Origin of the sequence: Pseudomonas sp. 43mfcvi1.1, from assembly GCF_900115935.1 — a bacterium.
In the GTDB taxonomy this organism is placed as follows: Bacteria; Pseudomonadota; Gammaproteobacteria; order Pseudomonadales; family Pseudomonadaceae; genus Aquipseudomonas; species Aquipseudomonas bijieensis.
The window spans coordinates 95,931-117,071 of sequence record NZ_UETT01000010.1; the positions used below are offsets into that span (position 1 = coordinate 95,931).

General features: G+C 62.5%; 19 protein-coding genes and 1 other RNA gene. 4 read left to right on the forward strand and 16 right to left on the reverse strand.

The features are described from left to right. Positions 1–98: 98 nt before the first annotated feature. The 16 genes from ftsA to rsmI all read right to left on the reverse strand — a co-directional run bounded on the left by ftsA (position 99) and on the right by rsmI (position 17,259). A complete protein-coding gene (gene ftsA / locus DTP52_RS19475) occupies positions 99–1,358 on the reverse strand; it encodes a cell division protein FtsA (protein WP_003178237.1) in 1,260 nt (419 codons plus the stop codon). 14 nt (positions 1,359–1,372) lie between these two features. After that, positions 1,373–2,239, reverse strand: a complete 867-nt coding sequence (locus DTP52_RS19480) for a cell division protein FtsQ/DivIB (protein ID WP_030139675.1) — start codon at positions 2,237–2,239, stop codon at positions 1,373–1,375. A gap of 3 nt (positions 2,240–2,242) precedes the next feature. Continuing rightward, positions 2,243–3,208, reverse strand: coding sequence for a D-alanine--D-alanine ligase (locus DTP52_RS19485; protein ID WP_109754808.1), 966 nt, complete (start codon positions 3,206–3,208; stop codon positions 2,243–2,245). Further along, positions 3,205–4,665 carry a UDP-N-acetylmuramate--L-alanine ligase gene (gene murC / locus DTP52_RS19490; protein WP_109754809.1) on the reverse strand — a complete coding sequence of 487 codons (1,461 nt, stop codon included), beginning with the start codon at positions 4,663–4,665 and terminating at the stop codon, positions 3,205–3,207. Before murC ends, DTP52_RS19485 begins: the two co-directional genes overlap by 4 nt. Continuing rightward, entirely contained in the window at positions 4,658–5,728 is a 1,071-nt protein-coding gene (murG, locus tag DTP52_RS19495) for an undecaprenyldiphospho-muramoylpentapeptide beta-N-acetylglucosaminyltransferase (protein WP_109754810.1), read from the reverse strand. The genes murC and murG overlap by 8 nt, the downstream gene beginning before the upstream one ends. After that, a complete protein-coding gene (ftsW, locus tag DTP52_RS19500; RefSeq protein ID WP_109754811.1) occupies positions 5,718–6,935 on the reverse strand; it encodes a putative lipid II flippase FtsW in 1,218 nt (405 codons plus the stop codon). The genes murG and ftsW overlap by 11 nt, the downstream gene beginning before the upstream one ends. Then, the gene (gene murD / locus DTP52_RS19505; RefSeq protein ID WP_109754812.1) at positions 6,932–8,278 is read right to left on the reverse strand and encodes a UDP-N-acetylmuramoyl-L-alanine--D-glutamate ligase; all 1,347 of its coding nucleotides are present in this window, start codon (positions 8,276–8,278) and stop codon (positions 6,932–6,934) included. The genes ftsW and murD overlap by 4 nt, the downstream gene beginning before the upstream one ends. Positions 8,279–8,283: 5 nt before the next feature. Beyond that, the gene (mraY, locus tag DTP52_RS19510) at positions 8,284–9,366 is read right to left on the reverse strand and encodes a phospho-N-acetylmuramoyl-pentapeptide-transferase (protein WP_109754813.1); all 1,083 of its coding nucleotides are present in this window, start codon (positions 9,364–9,366) and stop codon (positions 8,284–8,286) included. Continuing rightward, on the reverse strand, positions 9,366–10,733 hold the full coding sequence (gene murF / locus DTP52_RS19515; protein WP_109754814.1) for a UDP-N-acetylmuramoyl-tripeptide--D-alanyl-D-alanine ligase: 1,368 nt from the start codon (positions 10,731–10,733) through the stop codon (positions 9,366–9,368). The genes mraY and murF overlap by 1 nt, the downstream gene beginning before the upstream one ends. Then, the gene (locus DTP52_RS19520) at positions 10,726–12,189 is read right to left on the reverse strand and encodes a UDP-N-acetylmuramoyl-L-alanyl-D-glutamate--2,6-diaminopimelate ligase (protein WP_109754815.1); all 1,464 of its coding nucleotides are present in this window, start codon (positions 12,187–12,189) and stop codon (positions 10,726–10,728) included. The genes murF and DTP52_RS19520 overlap by 8 nt, the downstream gene beginning before the upstream one ends. After that, positions 12,189–13,928, reverse strand: coding sequence for a penicillin-binding protein 2 (locus tag DTP52_RS19525; protein ID WP_162893922.1), 1,740 nt, complete (start codon positions 13,926–13,928; stop codon positions 12,189–12,191). Before DTP52_RS19525 ends, DTP52_RS19520 begins: the two co-directional genes overlap by 1 nt. Then, positions 13,928–14,221, reverse strand: a complete 294-nt coding sequence (gene ftsL / locus DTP52_RS19530; protein WP_003178214.1) for a cell division protein FtsL — start codon at positions 14,219–14,221, stop codon at positions 13,928–13,930. The genes DTP52_RS19525 and ftsL overlap by 1 nt, the downstream gene beginning before the upstream one ends. Beyond that, entirely contained in the window at positions 14,218–15,165 is a 948-nt protein-coding gene (rsmH, locus tag DTP52_RS19535) for a 16S rRNA (cytosine(1402)-N(4))-methyltransferase RsmH (protein WP_162893864.1), read from the reverse strand. Before rsmH ends, ftsL begins: the two co-directional genes overlap by 4 nt. Then, entirely contained in the window at positions 15,162–15,617 is a 456-nt protein-coding gene (mraZ, locus tag DTP52_RS19540) for a division/cell wall cluster transcriptional repressor MraZ (protein WP_003205355.1), read from the reverse strand. The genes rsmH and mraZ overlap by 4 nt, the downstream gene beginning before the upstream one ends. A 308-nt stretch (positions 15,618–15,925) precedes the next feature. Then, positions 15,926–16,279: RNase P RNA component class A (gene rnpB / locus DTP52_RS19545), an RNA gene on the reverse strand. Between the two features lie 74 nt (positions 16,280–16,353). Beyond that, entirely contained in the window at positions 16,354–17,259 is a 906-nt protein-coding gene (rsmI, locus tag DTP52_RS19550) for a 16S rRNA (cytidine(1402)-2'-O)-methyltransferase (protein ID WP_109754816.1), read from the reverse strand. A gap of 329 nt (positions 17,260–17,588) precedes the next feature. Between rsmI and DTP52_RS19555 the strand changes: the two genes are divergently transcribed. The 4 genes from DTP52_RS19555 to DTP52_RS19570 all read left to right on the forward strand — a co-directional run bounded on the left by DTP52_RS19555 (position 17,589) and on the right by DTP52_RS19570 (position 21,033). Further along, positions 17,589–19,400 carry a penicillin-binding protein activator gene (locus DTP52_RS19555; RefSeq protein WP_109754817.1) on the forward strand — a complete coding sequence of 604 codons (1,812 nt, stop codon included), beginning with the start codon at positions 17,589–17,591 and terminating at the stop codon, positions 19,398–19,400. Next, entirely contained in the window at positions 19,400–19,762 is a 363-nt protein-coding gene (locus DTP52_RS19560) for a YraN family protein (RefSeq protein ID WP_109754818.1), read from the forward strand. The genes DTP52_RS19555 and DTP52_RS19560 overlap by 1 nt, the downstream gene beginning before the upstream one ends. Positions 19,763–19,864: 102 nt before the next feature. Continuing rightward, a complete protein-coding gene (locus DTP52_RS19565) occupies positions 19,865–20,458 on the forward strand; it encodes a phosphoheptose isomerase (RefSeq protein ID WP_007928463.1) in 594 nt (197 codons plus the stop codon). Next, positions 20,455–21,033, forward strand: a complete 579-nt coding sequence (locus DTP52_RS19570) for a BON domain-containing protein (RefSeq protein ID WP_030139689.1) — start codon at positions 20,455–20,457, stop codon at positions 21,031–21,033. Before DTP52_RS19565 ends, DTP52_RS19570 begins: the two co-directional genes overlap by 4 nt. The last annotated feature ends 108 nt before the right edge of the window (positions 21,034–21,141 follow it).

The following is a 21,141-nucleotide window of genomic DNA, read 5'->3' on the forward strand; positions in this document are numbered from 1 at the left end:
TTTCCCTCTCCTTTCATTCTCTAGTTTTTTCGCCTACTGCGTTTGCCGCGTCTTCCAGCGCCAAGCCTGAAACTTGTCGCTTGAAGCTTTGAAACTGTTTAAAAGTTGCCTTTGACCCAAGCCTGGAGCCGCTCGAACAGCGGTGCCTTCGGCTCGTCGTTGCTGTAGCTGTCACGGCTGCCGATGCCCGAGAAGGAAATCCCGTCGGACTGCTTCTGCAGGCCGTACATCAACAGGCCCACGCCGGTGGAATAGATCGGATTGCGAACCACGTCATCCAGGCCCTTGACGCCATGGGGCACGCCCAGGCGCACCGGCATGTGGAAGATCTCTTCGGCCAGTTCGACCGCGCCTTCCATCTTCGAGGTACCGCCGGTCAGGACGATGCCGGCCGGGATCAGGTCTTCGTAGCCGCTGCGGCGCAATTCGGCCTGGATCAGCGTGAACAGCTCGTCGTAACGCGGCTCGACCACTTCGGCCAGGGCCTGGCGCGACAGTTCGCGCGGTGGGCGGTCGCCGACGCTTGGCACCTTGATGGTTTCACCGGCACCGGCGAGTTTCGCCAGGGCGCAGGCGTAGCGGATCTTGATTTCCTCGGCGTACTGGGTCGGGGTGCGCAACGCCATCGCGATGTCGTTGGTCACCTGGTCGCCGGCAATCGGGATCACCGCCGTATGACGGATGGCGCCTTCGGTGAAGATCGCGATGTCGGTGGTGCCGCCGCCGATGTCCACCAGGCACACGCCCAGCTCTTTCTCGTCGTCGGTCAGCACCGAGTAGGCCGAAGCCAGTTGCTCGAGGATGATGTCGTCGATTTCCAGGCCGCAGCGGCGCACACATTTCTCGATGTTCTGCGCAGCGTTCACCGCACAGGTCACCACGTGGACCTTGGCTTCCAGGCGAACGCCAGACATGCCCAAGGGCTCGCGCACGCCTTCCTGGTTATCGATCACGTAATCCTGCGGCAGGGTGTGCAACACCCGCTGGTCGGCCGGGATCGCCACGGCCTGGGCCGCGTCGAGCACGCGCTCGAGGTCGGCGGAGCTGACTTCGCGATCACGGATCGCCACGATGCCGTGGGAGTTCAGGCTGCGGATGTGATTGCCTGCCACGCCGACGAACGCCGAGTGGATCCGGCAACCGGCCATCAACTGCGCCTCTTCGATGGCGCGCTGGATCGATTGCACGGTGGACTCGATGTTCACCACCACGCCTTTTTTCAAGCCGCGGGACGGGTGTGTACCGATCCCGACGATGACCAGCGTGCCGTCGTCCGCGACTTCGCCTACCAGCGCCACCACCTTGGAAGTGCCGATATCCAGACCGACGATCATTTTCCCGCTTTGCACGTTTGCCATGGTCCTGCCTCTTCTTAATTCTTCGCGACGGCGGGTACGGCCGTCGTCGGCGCTACAGGTTCCCGCCAGCCAACAGCCAGGCCGTTGGCGTAGCGCAGATCGATGCGCGCAATGTTCGTAATCTGTTCTTTGAGCGTCTTGTCATAGATGGCAATGAAGCGGCGCATCTTTTCCACCAGGTTGCCGCGACCGAGCAACAGCTCGATGCCCGGCCCCGAGCTGCCCGCGCCAGTGGTCAGGAACCAGCTGCCGCGCTCACGCAATTCCAGGCGCGCGATGGAGAAGCCCAGTGGCCGCAACATCTGACTCAACACCTGGTACTGCTGCATCACTTGCTGCTGGGCCCGCTGTGGGCCGAACAGTTGTGGCAAATGTTCATAGTTGGCCAGTTCCCGCGGCGTAAACGCCTGGCCCTGGTTGTTCAACAATGACTCGTCGCCCCATCGGGCCACCGGCAGTTGCTCTTCCAGACGGATCGACACCTGGTCGGGCCATACCCGGCGGACTTCGGCGTGGGCGATCCAGGGCATCTGCTCCAGCTCCGTGCGCATGCCCGCCAGGTCGATGGTGAAGAAGCTCGAGGCCACGAACGGGGCGATCCGCTGCTGCACCGCCTGCTGGCTGATGTAGCTCAGGTCGCCCTGGACGTTGATCCGGGCAATCGGCCGGTCGGCGTAAGGCAACAGCCGTTGGGCGCCTTCATAAGTACCGAACCCCAACGCCACCAGCAGCACCGGCCAGAACAGGCTCTTGAGAAAGCCAAAGTTGGCTTTCGGCAGACGCGCCGACATCGGCTCCTTGGCCACCATTCGGCTGGCACCCCGCGGCACCGGCTTGCGACCGGGTGCGGATGGCTGATGACGAAGCGATGCGCCTTGCATGGCTTAACCTCTTGGCTCTTGTTGGCCGACACTGGCGGCCAGGATCGACAGCACCAGTTGCTGGAAATCCAGGCCAGCGGCCCGGGCCGCCATCGGTACCAGGCTGTGATCGGTCATGCCGGGAGCGGTGTTGACTTCCAGGAACCAGAACTGCCCATCGGCGTCCTGCATCACGTCTGCCCGGCCCCAGCCGGCAATACCCAGCGCCTCACAGGCCTTGGCCGTGAGGTCCATCAGTTCTTTTTCCTTGGCGGCGTCCAGCCCGCAGGGAATGCGGTACTGGGTATCGTTGGCGACGTACTTGGCGTCGTAGTCGTAGAACGTGTGCGGGGTGCCCAGCGCAATCGGGGGCAACACCTGGTCACGCAGGGTGGCGATGGTGAACTCGGGACCGGTGATCCATTGTTCGACCAACACTTGCGAATCGTAGGAACTGGCGTCTTTCCATGCCGCGGTCAACTCAGGCAGCGAATTCACTTTCGCCATGCCGATACTTGAACCTTCATGGGCCGGTTTGACGATCAAAGGGAAGCCCAGTTCCGTGGCCGCCGAAATACAATCGGCCTCGGACGCCAGCACGGCGTGACGCGGCGTCGGAATGCCGAGGCTGTGCCAGACCTGCTTGGTACGCAGTTTGTCCATCGCCAGGGCGGAAGCCAGGATGCCGCTACCGGTGTAGGGAATGCCCAGGCATTCGAGCAGGCCTTGCATGCTGCCGTCTTCGCCACCGCGACCGTGCAGGATGATGAACGCACGGTCGATCTTTTCGTTCAGCAGGCGCTGCAGGAAATCGTCGCCCACATCGATGCCGAATGCGTCGACACCAGCACTTTGCAAGGCTTGCAGCACGGCGTTGCCGGACTTGAGGGACACCTCGCGCTCGGCGCTCTTGCCACCGAACAGCACGGCCACGCGACCGAAGGCTTTCGGATCGAGGGTCGAGACCAGGTTAGCGTAGGCAGCAGTCATTTCAGTTTCCCCGCGCTGGAAGCCACGATGGCCCCGGCGAATAACGGACTGTTCAACAGTTTCGGGGCCAGGCCACCGATATCGCCGGCCCCCTGGCACAGCAGGATGTCGCCGGCGCGCAGCAGCGGCTTGACCAGCGGCGCGAGGTCCACGCCGCGTTCGATGTAGATCGGGTCCAACTGACCGCGCTGGCGAATGCTGTGGCACAGCTGGCGGCTGTCGGCACCCGGGATTGGCTCTTCACCGGCCGGGTAGACTTCCATCAACAGCAGCACGTTGGCGTCGGCCAGTACCTGGACGAAATCGTCATACAGGTCGCGGGTGCGGCTGTAGCGGTGCGGCTGGTAGACCATCACCAGGCGGCGCTCCGGCCAGCCACCGCGTACGGCCTTGATCACCGCGGCGACTTCGGTCGGGTGATGGCCGTAGTCGTCCACCAGCATCACGTTGCCGCCGTCCACCGGCAGTTCGCCGTAGACCTGGAAACGCCGGCCCACGCCCTGGAAGCCGGACAGACCCTGGACGATGGCTTCATCGCTGACGCCTTCGTCGGTGGCGATGCAGATGGTGGCCAAGGCGTTGAGCACGTTGTGGTTGCCGGGCATGTTCACCGACACATCCAGCGGCTCGCGATCAGGGCGCAGCACGGTGAAGAACGTCTGCATGCCCTGCTGGCGCACATTGATGGCGCGTACGTCGGCCTCTTCACCAAAACCGTAGGTCACGGTCGGACGCTTGATCAGCGGCAGGATTTCGCGCACCACCGGGTCATCCAGGCACACCACCGCCAAACCGTAGAACGGCAGGTTGTGCAGGAACTCGACGAAGGTTTTCTTCAGCTTGTTGAAGTCACCGTCGTAGGTCGCCATGTGGTCGGCGTCGATGTTGGTCACCACGGCCACCAGCGGTTGCAGGTGCAGGAAGCTCGCGTCGCTCTCGTCGGCTTCCGCGATCAGGTAGCGGCTGGTGCCCAACTGGGCATTGGTGCCCGCGGCATTCAGCCGCCCACCGATCACGAACGTCGGGTCCAGGCCACCGGCGGCGAACACCGAAGCGATCAGACTGGTGGTGGTGGTCTTGCCGTGGGTACCGGCGACGGCGATGCCGTGGCGATAACGCATCAGCTCGGCGAGCATCTCGGCCCGTGGCACCACCGGAATGCGGCGTTCCAGGGCGGTGGCGACTTCCGGGTTGGAGGTGTTCACGGCACTGGAAACCACCAGCACGTCGGCATTGGCGGCGTTCTCGGCACGGTGGCCGATAAAGATCTGCGCGCCGAAGGATTCCAGACGCTCGGTCACCGGGGACGCTTTCAGGTCGGAACCGGAGACTTCATAGCCCAGGTTCAACAGCACTTCGGCGATTCCGCACATGCCCACGCCGCCGATTCCGACGAAGTGGATGCGGCGGATACGGCGCATTTCCGGTTGTGGCATGGCTTTGCGATTCTCAACCATGGGCCACCTCCAGGCAGGTATCGACCACTTGGGCCGTGGCATCGGGTTTGGCCAGGCGGCGTGCGGCGCGGGCCATCTCTTCAAGTCGTTGCGGCTGCATCAAAACCTCTGTCAGGCGGGCGGCAAGATCCGCGGCGCCAGTCGTTCTTTGCGGCATCAGGAAGGCAGCGCCTTCACGGGCCAAATAATCGGCGTTACGGGTCTGGTGATCGTCGATCGCGTGGGGCAAAGGCACCAGCATCGAGGGCAGACCGGCGGCAGCCAGTTCACTGATGGTCAACGCGCCTGCGCGGCAGACCACCAGGTCGGCCCAGCCATAGGCTTGGGCCATGTCTTTGATGAAAGGCTGCACCTGCGCCTCGACGCCGGCAGCGCGGTAGCGCTCGGCGGTCACTTCATCGTGGTTCTTGCCGGCCTGGTGAAACACTTCCGGACGCAGTTCGGGGGCGACCTGCGACAGGGCTTCAGGCAGCAATTTGTTCAACGGTTCTGCCCCCAGGCTTCCGCCCAGGACCAGCAAACGCGCCTTGCGTCCAGCCAGGGCCGGACGCGGTGTATCGAAAAACAGCTCGGTACGCACCGGATTACCGGTGGTACGGCGGCTGCCCGACAGGGTAAAGGTGTCGGGAAAGGCTTCACAGACCCGGGCGGCCAACGGCACCAGTAACCGATTGGCGGTACCAGCCACGGCGTTTTGTTCGTGAACGATCACCGGCACACCGGCCAATTTCGCCGCGACACCGCCAGGACCGGTCACATAACCACCGAACCCGACCACGCACACGGGCCGCAACCGACGGATGATCGCCCGCGCCTGCCAAATCGACTTGAGCAGCATCAGCGGTGCCTTGAGCAACGACAGCTTGCCTTTGCCGCGCAGGCCACTGGCGTCGATCCGGTGCAGTTCGAGGCCGGCACCTGGCACCAGTTCGTTCTCGATCCCCCGTGGCGTGCCCAGCCAGTGCACGGTATAGCCGCGCGCCTGGAACTCCCGGGCACAGGCCAGCGCCGGGAAGACATGCCCGCCGGTACCGCCCGCCATGATCAGCACGTTAGCGCCCATGAGTCGGCTCCTCGGCGAAGTCGCTCTCCTGGAATTCCATCTCTTCGCTGCCCAAATGGGTTCGACTCTCCCATTCGATACGCAACAACAAGCCGAGACAGGCGCAGCAGATCACCAGGGAGCTGCCGCCATAACTGAGGAACGGCAACGTCAGGCCCTTGGTCGGCAACAGGCCGACGTTCACGCCAATGTTGATCAGGAATTGGCCGATCCACAGGAACGACAAGCCATACGCCACGTACGCGGCAAAAAACTGCTTGGCCTTCTCGGCCCACAAGCCGATGTACATGCCGCGCACGCAGACGAACACGAACAGCGCCACGGTGCACAGCGAGCCCACGACGCCCAGCTCTTCGGCCAGCACCGAGAACACGAAGTCGGTGTGCGCTTCGGGTAGGTAGAACTGCTTTTGCACGCTGTTGCCCAAGCCCACGCCCAGCCATTCGCCACGACCGAAGGCGATCAGCGCCTGGGTCAATTGATAGCCGGAACCGAACTGGTCGGCCCACGGGTCGGTAAAGGTGATCAAACGCGCCATCCGATACGGTTGCGCCTGGACCAGCACTGTCACTGCCGCCACCGCCAGCGCCACCATCAGGGTGAAACGGAACAGCCCGACGCCACCCAAAAACAGCATCGCCGCCGCCGCGCCCATCATCACCACCGTGGCGCCGAAGTCCGGCTCCATCAGCAGCAGGCCCGCCATCGGCAGCAACACGATGAACGGCTTGAAGAACCCCATCCAGCTCTCGCGTACTTCCTTCTGGCGACGCACCAGGTAACCGGCCAGGTAGATCACCACGAAGACCTTGGCGATCTCCGAAGGCTGAACGTTGAAGAAGCTGAAGCCGATCCAGCGCATCGAACCGTTGACCTCGCGGCCGATCCCCGGCAACAGCACCATCACCAACAGGCCGAAGGCACCGAGCAGCATCATCCAGCCCAGGCGCTGCCAGGTGGCGATCGGCACCATCATGGTGACGATGCACGCGCCCAAGCCGATCACCAGGTAAATCAGGTGGCGGATCATGTGGTAAAGCGTATTGCCCGACTGCACCGCGGCCACTTCCGACGATGCGGACGTGATCATCACCAGGCCCAGGCCCAGCAATGCCAGGCAACCGGCGAGCATCGGGAAATCCAGGTCGATGCCACGCCCGGTGATCAATGGCGACGGGTACGGCTTGATGATGTTCATCAGGCTCATGCCAAATCCTCCGCCGCCCGGGCGAACAACTGCCCGCGCTCTTCGTAGTTCTTGAACATGTCGAAACTGGCGCAGGCCGGCGACAACAGCACCGCGTCGCCCGGTTGCGCGAGGGCACGGCACTGTTGCACCGCTTCATCCAGCGAAGCGACGCGCACCAGCGGCACGGCATCGCCAAGCGCCTGGGCGATCAACTCGCGGTCGCGGCCCATCAGCACCACGGCACGGCAGTTGGCCGCCACCGGATCGCGCAGATCCTTGAAGTCGGCACCCTTGCCGTCGCCACCGGCGATCAGCACCAGTTTGCCTTCGATGTCCGCGCCCAGCCCTTCGATGGCCGCCAGCGCGGCGCCCACGTTAGTGGCCTTGGAATCGTTGTACCAGGCCACGCCATCGAGGTCGCGCACCCACTGGCAACGATGTTCGAGACCGGCAAAAGTACGCAGCGCCGAGAGCATGGCGTCGAACGGCAGACCGACCGCATGTCCCAAGGCCAGGGCCGCCAGGGCATTGGCCTGATTGTGGGCGCCGCGAATCTTCAGCTCGCGCACCGGCATCAGGTTCTGGAATTCGAAGGCCAGGTACTTCTCGCCATTCTCTTCGCGCAGCCCGAAGCCTTTGAAATCCGGAACGCCCAGGCCAAAGGACCAGCACGGCAGGCCCTCGCCCAGCAACGGACGGGTCAGGGCGTCCTGGCGGTTGAACACCACCTGCCGGGCGCCACGGAAGATCCGGTGCTTGGCCAGGTGATAAGCCGGCAGGCCGCTGTAGCGGTCCATGTGGTCTTCGCTGATGTTGAGCACGGTCGCCACTTCGGCACCCAGATGGTCAGTGGTTTCCAGCTGGAAGCTCGACAGCTCCATCACGTACAGCTCGACGTCGTCACTGAGCAGGTCCAGTGCCGGGGTACCGAGGTTGCCGCCCACGGCGACACGCTTGCCAGCTGCCGCGGCCATCTCGCCCACCAGGGTGGTGACGGTGCTCTTGGCATTGGAACCGCTGATGGCGACGATCGGCGCCTTGGCGTTACGCGCGAACAGCTCGATGTCGCCGGACAGTTTCACGCCACGGGCAGCCGCCGCCTGCAGGGCCGGAGTCGCCAGGGCCAGGCCGGGGCTCACGTAGAGCTCATCGGCGCGGCACAGGAATTCGACATCCAGCTCGCCACAACGCACGTCCACCTGGGGATAGTCACGGCGCAGCGTGGCCAGCTCAGGCGGATTCTCCCGCGTATCGGCCACGGCAAACGACACACCCCGGTTCGCCAGGAAGCGAACCAGGGACATGCCGCTCTTGCCGAGGCCGACAACGATGCGGAAGTGGTCAGAAGCGATCAGGGACACTCGTTCTACCTCAGCTTCAGGGTGGCAAGGCCGATCAGCACCAGGATCACGGTGATGATCCAGAAACGGACGATCACACGCGGCTCGGGCCAGCCCTTGAGTTCAAAGTGGTGGTGGATCGGCGCCATGCGGAATACGCGGCGGCCGGTCAATTTAAAGGAAGCAACCTGAATGACGACTGACAGGGTCTCCATCACGAACACACCGCCCATGATGAACAGGACGATTTCCTGGCGAACGATGACCGCGATGGTGCCCAGGGCCGCGCCCAGCGCCAACGCGCCGACGTCGCCCATGAAGACTTGCGCCGGATAGGTGTTGAACCACAGGAAGCCCAGGCCGGCACCGATCAGCGCACCGCAGAACACGATCAGCTCGCCCGCCCCCGGTACATAAGGGATCAGCAGGTATTCGGCGAACTTCACGTTACCCGACAGGTAGCAGAAGATCCCCAGCGCACCGCCGACCATCACCGTCGGCATGATCGCCAGGCCATCGAGACCATCGGTGAGGTTGACCGCGTTGCTCGAACCGACGATCACCAGGTAGGTCAACACGACGAAGCCGGCGCCCAGCGGGATGCTGTAGTCCTTGAGCATCGGCAGGATCAGGGTGGTTTCCACCGGCGAGGCGGCGGTCATATAAAGGAAGATCGCCGCGCCGAGGCCGAACACCGACTGCCAGAAGTATTTCCAGCGGCTTGGCAGGCCACGGGAGTTCTTCTCGATGACCTTGCGATAGTCGTCGACCCAACCGATGGCGCCGAACAGCAGGGTCACCAGCAGCACGACCCAGACGTAACGGTTCGCCAGGTCGGCCCAGAGCACGGTACTGATGCCAATGGACGACAGGATCAGCGCGCCGCCCATGGTCGGGGTACCGGATTTGGACAGGTGCGACTGCGGGCCGTCGTTACGCACCGACTGGCCGATTTGCAGGTTCTGCAGGGTGCGGATCATCCACGGGCCCAGGAACAGCGACAACGACAGCGCGGTCAGCACACCCAGGATCCCGCGCAGGGTCAGGTACTGGAAGACCGCGAAGCCTTTGTGGAACTGTTGCAGGTACTCCGCTAGCAGCAGCAGCATTAATGTTTCTCCATACGGGTGCCGCACAGCGCCGCGACGACGTTTTCCATCGCTGCGCTGCGTGAGCCCTTGATCAATAAGGTGGTGTTCGGGTCTTGCTCGGCGCCCAGGGCCTGGATCAGCTCGGCCTGAGTGGTGAAATGCTGTGCGTGTTCGCCAAACGCCGCGACCGCGTGGGCCATCATCGGGCCGACGGCATACAGCGCATCGACTTTGCCGCGCGCATAGGCACCGACATCGTGATGGCCCTGTTGCGCCCACTCGCCCAGTTCGCCGATATCCCCCAGCACCAGCACGGTGCGGCCGGAGAAACCGGCGAGGATATCCACTGCCGCGCACATGGACGTCGGGTTGGCGTTGTAGGTGTCGTCGATCACGCGCATGCCGTTGCTGGCCAGTTGCGCGACGGAGCGTCCCTTGACCGGCTGTACGGCGTTCAGCCCGGCGACGATGCCTGGCAGCGACACGCCCAGGGCATGAGCGGCGGCGGCGGCGGCCAGGGCATTGGCCACGTTGTGGGTGCCGAGCAGATTCAACTGGACCCGCTCGGCGCCATCGGGGCTGTGCAGGTTGAAGGCCGGGCAGCCACGGGCATCGCGGTCCAGGTCGCTGGCGTAGAAATTCGCGGCGAGGTTGCTCAGGGCGAAGGTCAACACCTTGCGCTCACCCGCCCGGGTCTTCCAGATTTCAAAGGCCTTGTCGTCGAGATTCAGCACGGCGACGCCATCGGCATCCAGCCCTTCGATGATCTCGCCCTTGGCCTCGACGATTTTTTCCGGGCCGCCGAACTCGCCGACATGGGCGGTCCCGGCGTTGTTGAGTACCGCCACATGGGGCTTGGTCATGGCCACGGTGTAGGCAATCTCACCCAGCCGCGAAGCCCCCAGTTCAATGACCGCTGCGCTATGCTCCGGCGCCAGTTCCAGCAGGGTCAGCGGCACGCCGAGGTCGTTGTTCAGGTTGCCACGGGTCGCCAGCACCGGACCGCGGGTGCGCAGAATGCTGGCAAGCATTTCCTTGACCGTGGTCTTGCCGCTGGAGCCGGTGATGGCCGCGACCGGATTGCCAAACGCCGCGCGGTTCAGCGCACCGAGCTGGCCCAGGGCCTGGCGGGTGTCGTTGACCAACAACTGCGGCAACGTGCTGTTGGTCACTTCCCGCTCGACCAACGCCGCGACCGCACCTTTGCCCGCGACCTCGTTCAAGTAATCGTGACCATCGAAGCGCGGCCCGGCCAGGGCGACAAACAGTTGTCCCGGGGCGATGGCGCGACTGTCGATGCTGACGCCATCGAAGGAAGCGTCCGCAGCAAGCAGGCGCCCATTCAGGGCGTTGGTCAGTTCGCTGAGTTTCAGGGCCTTAAGCATGGGCCACCTCCCATGCGGTCAGGGCGTGATCGGCTTCCACCAGATCGGAGAAAGCATGGCGTTCGCCGTTGATTTCCTGATAGTCCTCGTGGCCCTTGCCGGCCAGGACGATGACGTCGTCCGCCGAAGCGCTGGCAATCAACTGGGCGATGGCCTGGCCGCGACCGGCCACGAAGGTGACGTTATCCACCGCCGAGAAGCCGGCACGGATGTCGTCGAAAATCCGCAGTGGGTCTTCGGTACGTGGATTGTCATCGGTGACCAACACACCGTCGGCCAGCCGCTCGACCACCTCGGCCATCAACGGGCGCTTGCCGCGATCACGATCGCCGCCGCAGCCAAACAGGCACAGCAACTTGCCTTTGGCGTGAGGCCGCAGGGCCATCAAGACTTTTTCCAGGGCATCGGGGGTATGGGCGTAGTCGACCACCACCAGCGGTTGCGTTCCGCCACCCAAGCGCTGCATGCGACCGGCCGGGCCTTCGAGCTTCGGCAAGACCTTGAGGATTTCGTCCAACGCGTAGTCCAGGCCGAGCAAGGCGCCGATGGCGGCCAATACGTTGCTCAGGTTGAAGCGACCCAGCAAGGTGCTGCGCAGATGATGCTCGCCTTGGGGCGTGACCAGCGTGGCGCGAACACCTTCGTCAGTGAACTGCGCCTGGCGTACATAAAGGTAGGCGCTGGCATCTTCCAGGCTGTAGGTAATCAACCGGGACTCGCGCTTTTCGGCAGCCAATTGCCGACCGAACTCGTCATCGAGGTTGATGACCCGGCATTTCAAATCATTCCAGGCGAACAGCTTGGCCTTGGCTTCGCCGTAGGCCTGCATGGTGCCGTGGTAATCCAGGTGATCCCGGGACAGGTTGGTCAACACCGCGACATCGAATGCCAGCGCGGTCACACGGCCCTGGTCCAGGCCATGGGATGAGACTTCCATCGCAATGGCCTTGGCACCGGCCTTCTTCAAGTCCGCCAGGGTCGCTTGTACGGCAATCGGGTTCGGCGTGGTGTGCAGGCCACTTTCCAGTGCGCCATGGAAACCGTTGCCCAGGGTCCCGACAATGCCGCAATGCTGGCCGAGCAGGTCCAGGGCCTGGGCCACCAGTTGGGTGACGCTGGTCTTGCCGTTGGTACCGGTCACGCCAATCAGGTTCAGGTGACGGCTCGGGTCGCCATAGAATCGCCCGGCGATGTCCGACAGCTGTGCCGCCAGGCCCTTGACTGGAATCAGCGGAACGTCAGTGATCGGCAGCACGGTCGCGCCTTGCACTTCATAAGCCACGGCCGCCGCACCGCGCTTGAGGGCATCGGCGATGTGGGCGCGACCATCGAAACGCGCGCCCGGCACCGCCAGGAACAGGTCTCCGGCACGTACATTGCGGCTATCCAGGGCCAACTCGCGAATCAACAGATCGTGACCGGCATGGGCAAAAATCTTGTTCAGGCTCAGGGACATCAGCCACGCCCTCCTTCGGCTTTCAAGGGAACGACCGGTGCGGTATTGGCCTGCTGGGTCGGCGGCAGGTTATCCGGGGTAATGTTCATCAGGCGCAGGGTGCCGGACATCACTTTGCTGAACACCGGTGCCGAAACCAGGCCACCGAAGTAGCCCGCCTTGCTCGGTTCATCAATGACCACGACGATGGCGTAGCGCGGGTCGCTCATCGGGCCGAAACCGGCAAACAGCGAACGGTAGGAGTTCTCGGCGTAGCCTTTGGTGCCCACGGAGGTCTTGCGCGCGGTACCCGATTTACCTGCCACATGATAAGCGGGCACTTGGGCGCGGTAGACGCCGCGTGGCGCCTCGATCACCTGTTGCAGCATGCCCTGCATGGTCTTGGCGACGTTCTCCGGGATCACCTGGGTGGTCTGCGGTGCCTTGTCGGTTTTGATCAGCGTCAGCGGAGCGATACGGCCATTGTTGGCCAGCGCGGAAAATGCGTGGACCAGTTGGATCGCCGTCACGGAAACACCGTAGCCGTAGGACAGGGTGGCCGTTTCAGCCTTGCGCCAGTCGCGGTAGTTCGGCAGGTTGCCGACACGCTCGCCCGGGAAGCCCAGGCCGGTGTCCTGGCCGAGGCCGATCTTCTGGGCCAGGCGATAAATCGTCTCGCCGCCGATATCGAAGGCGATCTTGCTCATGCCGACGTTACTGGAATTGATCAGGATGCCGGTCAGGTCGAGCACCGGGCCTTCGGTCTTGGACACGTCACGAATAGTGTACTTGCCGATCTGCAAGGTGCCCGGATACACCTCGACGGTGTCGCTCGGTTTCCAGCGCCCGGTTTCCAGGGCTGCAGCCATGGACACGGCTTTCATGGTCGAGCCCGGCTCGAACACGTCGATCATCGCGCGGTTGCGCATCATCGCAGGTTGCAGGTTGCGGCGGTTGTTCGGGTTGTAGGTCGGCTGGTTGACCATGGCCAGGATCTCGCCGGTCTTCACATCCATGATCACCAGGCTGCCGGCCTTGGCACCGTTCTCTACGATGGCATTGCGCAGTTCACGGTTGGCCAGGTATTGCAGGCGCAGGTCAATGGACAACGCCAAGGGCTTTCCGGCCTTGGCGTTTTTTGTAACCTGGACATCCTTGATCAGCCGTCCGCGCCGGTCCTTGATGACCTGGCGCTTGCCGGCGACCCCGGCGAGCCATTCGTCATAGGCCAGTTCGACACCTTCCCGACCTCGATCATCGATGTCGGTGAACCCGACCATGTGGGCCGTGACTTCACCGGCTGGGTAGAAACGCCGGAACTCTTCGATGCCGTAGACGCCCGGCACTTTAAGGTCGAGCACGCTCTGGCCCTGCTCGGGGGTCAACCCGCGCACCAGATAGATGAATTCCTTGTTGGCCTGAGCTTCGAGGCGCTCGGCCAGGGCCTTGGGATCCTGCCCGAGAGCGGCGGCCAGTGCCGGCCATTTTTCCTTGGCCAGTTGCATTTCCTTGGCGTTGGCCCACAGGGTGGTCACCGGGGTACTCACGGCCAGGGGTTCGCCATTGCGGTCGGTGATCAGGCCACGGTGAGCCGGGATCGGAATGTGCCGCACGCTGCGGGCATCGCCCTGCCCCTTGAGGAAATCACGGTCGACGACCTGCAGGTCGATGATGCGCCACGAAATCGCCGCCACCATGATCCCGAGCAGGCCCAAAACCAGACGAAACCGCCACGGGAACAGCGCCCCTTCGAGTTTCATCATGGCGCCACCATCTGCACTTCGGCGGCGCCGGGAATGCGCATTTTCAGTTGTTCGGTGGCCAATACTTCGATGCGGCTATGGGCGGTCCAGGTGCTCTGCTCCAGGATCAACCGGCCCCACTCGGCCTGCGCTTTATCGCGCACGCTCAGTTCGTTGTAGAGGGTATTGAGCAACTGCCGGTTCCAGTGCGCGCTATAGGACACGGCGATGGCCGACACGAGCACGCCGATAAACAGCAGCAGCATGAAAAAGCTGCCGCCGGGCAGGGGCTTGGCGAAGAGCTTGCTCACCGCAACTTCTCCGCGACACGCATGACGGCGCTACGGGCGCGTGGGTTGGCCTTGAGCTCGGCTTCGGAAGCGAACTGCGCTTTGCCATGGATCTTGATTTTCGGCACGAAGGCTTCGAAACGCACCGGCAGGTTGCGCGGCAGGTTATCGGCTTCGCCCTTGGTGAGTTTGCGCATGAACAGCTTGACGATGCGGTCTTCCAGGGAATGGAAGCTGATCACTACCAGCCGACCGCCGATCTCCAGTGCCTCAAGCGCCGCTTCGAGACCGACTTCCAGATCGCCCAGCTCGTTATTGACGTGGATACGCAAGCCCTGGAAAGCACGGGTCGCCGGGTTCTTGCCCTTCTCCCAGGCCGGGTTGGCGACTTTCAGTACTTCGGCCAGATCGCCGGTGCGCTCGAAAGGCTTGATGTCGCGACGCTCGACCACGGCACGGGCCATACGGCCGGAGAAACGCTCCTCACCGTATTCCTTGAAGACACGGGCGATTTCTTCCACCGGGGCAGTGTTGACAAATTCGGCAGCGCTGATGCCACGGGACGGGTCCATGCGCATATCCAGCGGGCCATCATTGAGGAAACTGAAGCCGCGCTCCGGGTCATCCAGTTGTGGCGAAGACACGCCCAGGTCGAGCAGCACGCCACTGACCTTGCCGGCCAGGCCACGCTCGGCGACTTCCGAACCCAACTCGGCAAAGCTGCGCTGCACAACGACAAAGCGGCCGTCTTCGGCCGCCAGCGCTTGCCCGGTGGCAATCGCTTGAGGATCCTTGTCGAATCCAAGCAACCGGCCGCCCGGCCCCAGCTTGCTGAGAATCAACCGGCTGTGCCCGCCACGTCCGAACGTGCCGTCCAGATAGCAGCCATCAGGACGTACGGCGAGAGCCTCGACGGCTTCGTCAAGCAGTACGGTGATGTGGTTAAAGCCGCTATCAATAGTCACAGGATCAAATCACGCAGTTCATCAGGCATGGCGCCCGGTTGTTGAATAGCAGCGAGGTCGGCGGCAGAAACCGCATTCCAGGCATCTTCGTCCCACAGCTGGAACTTGTTCAGTTGGCCCACCAGCATCGCGCGCTTGTCCAACTTGGCGTATTCGCGCAGGCGCGGCGGCACCAGGAAACGACCGCTGCCATCGAGCTCGAGGTCGACGGCATTACCAATCAGCAAGCGTTGCAGGCGACGGTTTTCTTCACGCAGCGAAGGCAGTGCGCGCAGTTTGGTTTCGATGATTTCCCACTCATCCAGAGGGTAAACACACAAACATGGATCAACAGCGTCGATCGTGACGATTAACTGCCCCGAACTTCGCGAAACGAGCTCGTCACGATACCGGCTCGGCATGGCGAGACGGCCTTTTGCATCGAGACTGATAGCGTTAGCTCCGCGAAACACGTCAGCGTTTCTCCACTTTTTGGCGTTTTACCTTCAAAAAAACCCACTTCATGCCACTTTCCGCCACTTGCGCACACTATAGGAATGCGCCCACCGCACCGTCAAGGCGCGGATTGAAGGAAAAGCCTTATAGATCGGAGATTTAGGAGCGTTTCAGGAGGGGTAACAAGAATCTGACGTAGGAAATTTCGCCTCAACCCGAGGAAGCACAGGAGGCTGCGCGCACAAGTTAAAGTGATTTGTTAAGAGTAAGATTTTTTTGGTATTAGGAACTGCGTCTGCCAGTGATTCCGGCAGGGAGGGAAAAGGTGGAGAGTCGATCTGTAAGCCGGGTTCTGTCTTGAACAGTCATTCGTCTACGATGGCCATCACTGGACATCTTTAGCAACCTACCCGGTCCCAGCGCGGGCCACGCCTTGGGACCCTATTTGGTCTTGCTCCAAGTGGGGTTTACCTAGCCACGAACTGTTGCCAGACGTGCGGTGCGCTCTTACCGCACCTTTTCACCCTTACCGGCGCCGAAGCGCTTAGGCGGTTATTTTCTGTGGCACTTTCCGTAGGCTCACGCCTCCCAGGCATTACCTGGCACTTCGCCCTATGGAGCCCGGACTTTCCTCCCCCCCCTAATTCTCATAGAGGGCAGCGACTGTCCAATCGACTCTCCGCCGCGAAGGTTAACGGTAGAGCGCCCGAAGAACAAGCGCTAAAAGCCTTGGGCCAGCCCCATATCCCGGTTTCACTGGCCTTTCTGTTTTTCCAGCGCGACCTGATACAGCACGTTCTTGCGCTCGCCAGTGATCTGCGCAGCAAGGGCAGCGGCGCGCTTGAGGGGCATCTCCTCAAGCAACAGGTTCAGGACGCGCATCGCCTCGCTGCTGACAGCGTCTTCACTTTCCGGCGCTGTCCACCCGGCCACTAGCACGACGCACTCGCCGCGCTGCTGGTTGCTGTCGCTTTCGACAAAAGCTCGCAACTCGGCCAGCGGCAGGCCCTTCAGGGTTTCAAACGTCTTGGTCAGCTCACGAGCCAACAGTGCCGGACGCTCGGGACCAAACACCAACTCCATGTCTTGCAGGCATTCCAGAATGCGGTGCGGCGCTTCATAGAAGATCAGCGTGCGCGGCTCCTCCTTTATAGCATCCAGACGGGCGCGCCGCCCCACCGCCTTGGCCGGCAGGAAACCTTCGAAGATGAACCGGTCCGACGGCAGGCCCGCCGCCGACAGTGCAGCAATCAATGCGCAGGCGCCCGGCACCGGAACCACATTGATGCCAGCGGCCCGAGCCTGGCGCACCAGGTGATAGCCAGGATCGGAAATCAGCGGCGTCCCTGCATCGGAAATCAGCGCGACGTTATCGCCCGCCAATAGCCGGGTAATGAAACGGCTGCCCTCGTCGCGCTCATTGTGCTCATGGCAGGCCGCCAATGGCGTGGAAATACCGAAATGCTGCAGCAGGCGTTGGGAGTGGCGCGTGTCTTCCGCCGCGATCAGCGCAACCTCCTGCAGGATTTTCAGCGCCCGAGCACTGATATCGTCCAGGTTGCCGATGGGCGTCGCCACCACATAAAGCGAGCCGGCAGCGGAATTCAAAGCACCTGGAGCAGTCAAAGCGCACACCTCATGATCGGTAAAAACCGCCATTGTAGCGTGTGCCAGCCCTCTCAGTTGTTCACATCAGCCATTGTGGCGAGGGGATTTATCCCCGCGGGGCTGCGCAGCAGCCCCAAAAAGGCTGGAAACCATTCAGCCTGACACACCGATGTGGAAGGTCTTGGGGCTGCTACGCAACCCAGCGGGGATAAATCCCCTCGCCACAGGTTGGTGTCGCCACCCGAGTGAGTAGCGGCTTTTGTGCGGCGCCGCACCCTTTGAAATACCTAAATTGATCGATTCACACCACTAACATCGCGCCCCGGCCAGTGCTTGGGTACAATTCGACGCTAATTTGATCTCGTATCAGGAACACTTACATGATCGCTTGCCTGCGGCTGCTCTCCGCCCTCTGCCTCGCTGCCCTCCTGGCGGCCTGCGCCAGCTCGCCCTCGTCCAGCCTTGGCGAACTTCCACGGACCCCGGATGCCAGTATCGAGCAGTTGCTCGAACAGGCCAACCAAAGCAAAAACCCGGAAAAAGCCGCCCTACTGCGCCTGAGCGCTGCCGACCTGGCCTACCGCCAGGGCAACGCCGGCCAGTCCGCACAGATCCTGCAACAAGTGCCGATGGAGCAACTCAAGCCCGGCCAGCAGATTTTTGCCAGCACGCTGTCGGCTGAACTGGCGATGACCCGCAACCAGCCCAAGGCGGCACTGACTGCCCTGAGCCACCCAAGCCTGCAACACCTGAGCGAAATGCCAGTAGAGCAGCAGGTCCGCACCGGCACCGTCCGCGCCCGCGCCCTCGAGGCCGATGGCCAGACCCTGGCCGCCGCCAAGGAGCGCATCTTCATCGCGCCCCTGCTGGAAAACGACGCCGCGGCGAAAAACCACGAAGCGATCTGGGTACTGATCGCCTCGCTGCCCACCGACCAGTTGCAACCGACCAGCAACGACGATCTGGGCGGCTGGCTGAGCCTCGCCCAGGCCGTCAAGACCGCCGGCACCCTGGAGCAACAGCAGGCAGCCATCGATCACTGGCGCGAACAGAACCCGAAGCACCCCGCCGCCCTGCAACTACCGACACCCCTGGTCAAGCTCAAGGAACTGGCGAGCCAGCCGCTGAGCAAGATCGCCCTGCTGCTGCCGCAGAATGGCCCGCTGGCCGCGGTTGCCAAGGCCTTGCGTGAAGGCTTCATGGCCGCGCACTACCAGGCCCAGCAGGCCGGGCAGAAGCCACCAAGCATCCAGTTCTACGACAGCTCCAGCCTGACCTCCATGGACGAGTTCTACCGCAAGGCCCAGGCCGACGGCGTGCAACTGGTGGTCGGACCGCTGGAAAAACCACTGGTCAAGCAGATCAGCACTCGCCCGCAACTGCCAATCACCACCCTGGCGCTGAACTACAGCGAAGGCGAACAAGGGCCACCGCAACTGTTCCAGTTTGGCCTGGCGCCCGAGGATGAAGCGCGCGAAGTGTCCCGTCGCGCCCGTGCCGACGGCCTGCATCGTGCCGCCGCCATGATACCGAAGGGTGAATGGGGCGATCGTGTACTGAAGGCCTTCAGCCAGGACTGGCAGGCCAATGGCGGCACCATCATCGCGATCGAACGGGTCGACCAGCCAGTGCAACTGGCCCAGCAGATCGCCGACATGTTCCAATTGCGCCAGAGCGAGGGCCGCGCCAAAAGCCTGCAAAACACCGTTGGCACCACGGTCGCAGCCCAGCCATCCCGTCGCCAGGACATCGAGTTCATCTTCCTGGCCTCGACGCCGCAACAGGCTCAGCAGATCAAGCCAACCCTGAACTTCCAGTACGCCGGCGACGTGCCGGTCTACGCGACGTCTTCGGTGTTCAGCGCCAGCGGCGACCAGAACCAGTACAACGACATGAGCGGCATCCGCTTCTGCGAAACCCCGTGGTTGCTCGACGCCAATGACCCACTGCGCAAGCAGGTCACCGCCCAGTGGCCCCAGGCCGGTGGCAGCCTGGGTCGGTTGTACGCGATGGGTGTAGATGCCTATCGCCTGGCACCGCGCCTGGGCCAGCTCAAGACGCTGCCGGACAGCCGCATCGAAGGTCTGTCGGGCAGCCTGGCAGTATCCGCAACCCAGCGCGTACAGCGTCAACTGCCATGGGCCGAGTTCGTCAACGGCCAGGTACAGCGCCTGCCGGATACCCAGCGCTGATGCCTGACCGATCACGCCAGCAACGCGGACGGGATGCCGAGGGCCAGGCTCTCGCGCATCTCCAGCAGCAAGGCCTGCGGCTGGTGGCGCAGAACTGGTTGTGTAAACGCGGCGAGCTTGATCTGGTCATGCTTGACGGCGATACAGTAGTATTCGTCGAAGTCCGCTACAGAAAAAATACTCAATGGGGTGGCGCGCTCGACAGCATTGACGAGCGCAAGCGCCAGAAGCTGGTTTTCGCCGCGCAGTACTTTCTGCAAAGCGAGTCTCGCTGGGCCGATCATCCCTGCCGCTTCGACGTGGTTGCCATCGACAGCAACGCCGCCCAGTTGAATTGGCTGCAGAACGCCTTCGACAGTTGAGCGCCCATGCCGAGCCGGACACCTTCACCTAACTTTTTTGCTCTTTGCTTTGCGCGCCGCACACTTTTGTGCCGATAAGCCGCGCTACTTAAGGTCACACTGATGGACATGCAATCGCGAATTCGCCAGCTTTTTCAGGCCAGTATCGACACCAAGCAACAGGCGATGGACGTACTTGCACCACACATCGAGCAAGCCAGCCAAGTGATGGTCAACGCCTTGCTCAACGAGGGCAAGATGCTTTCGTGCGGCAATGGCGGCTCGGCCGGCGATGCCCAGCATTTCTCTTCGGAACTGCTCAACCGCTTCGAACGCGAGCGTCCGAGCCTGCCGGCGATCGCCCTGACCACCGACAGCTCGACGATCACCTCGATCGCCAACGACTACAGCTACAACGAAGTATTCTCCAAACAGATCCGCGCCCTGGGTCAACCCGGCGATGTACTGCTGGCCATTTCCACCAGCGGCAACTCGGCCAATATTATTCAAGCGATCCAGGCCGCACATGATCGCGAAATGATTGTCGTAGCATTGACCGGTCGTGACGGCGGCGGCATGGCGTCCCTGCTATTGCCTGAAGACGTCGAGATCCGCGTACCGGCCAATGTCACTGCACGTATCCAGGAAGTCCACCTGCTGGCGATCCACTGCCTTTGCGACTTGATCGACAGCCAACTGTTCGGGAGTGAAGAATGACCCCTAATCGCCTAGGCCTTCTGGCCCTGACCCTGTGCCTCGGCATCAGCGGCTGCACATCGGTGGTTAACGCCAGCCGGGAAAAGCCGATTGAAGACGACCGCGGCACCCGCACCTTCGGCAGCAAGATCGACGACTCCCTGATCGAAACCAAAGTGGGAGTGAACATCGCCAAGGCCGACCCGGACCTGGACAACAACTCGCACATCGTCGTCACCAGCTTCAACGGCGTCGTATTGCTGGCCGGCCAGACCCCGCGCGCCGACCTCAAGGCCAAGGCCGAGCAGGAAGCCAGCGCCGTGCAGCGGGTCAAGACCGTGCATAACGAACTGCAGGTGTTGCAACCGTCCTCGCTGCTGGCACGCCAGAATGACGCCTGGCTGACCACCAAGATCAAGACCCAGATGCTCACCGACGCCAGCATTCCCGGCTCGCGCATCAAGGTTGTGACCGAGAATGGCATCGTCTATCTGCTGGGTCTGCTGACCAAGCAGGAGGCCGCGCAGGCGACCAATCTGGTACAGGGTGTGTCCGGGGTACAGAAAATCGTCAAGTTGTTTGAGTACATTGACTGATACGGCGCGAGCTCAGAAAAGGCGCTTTTCCCAGGCGGGGAAAGCGCTTTTTTTTGGTTCGATTTCAGGGTTGATTGGCGCGATATACACACCAACCACGGAACCAAA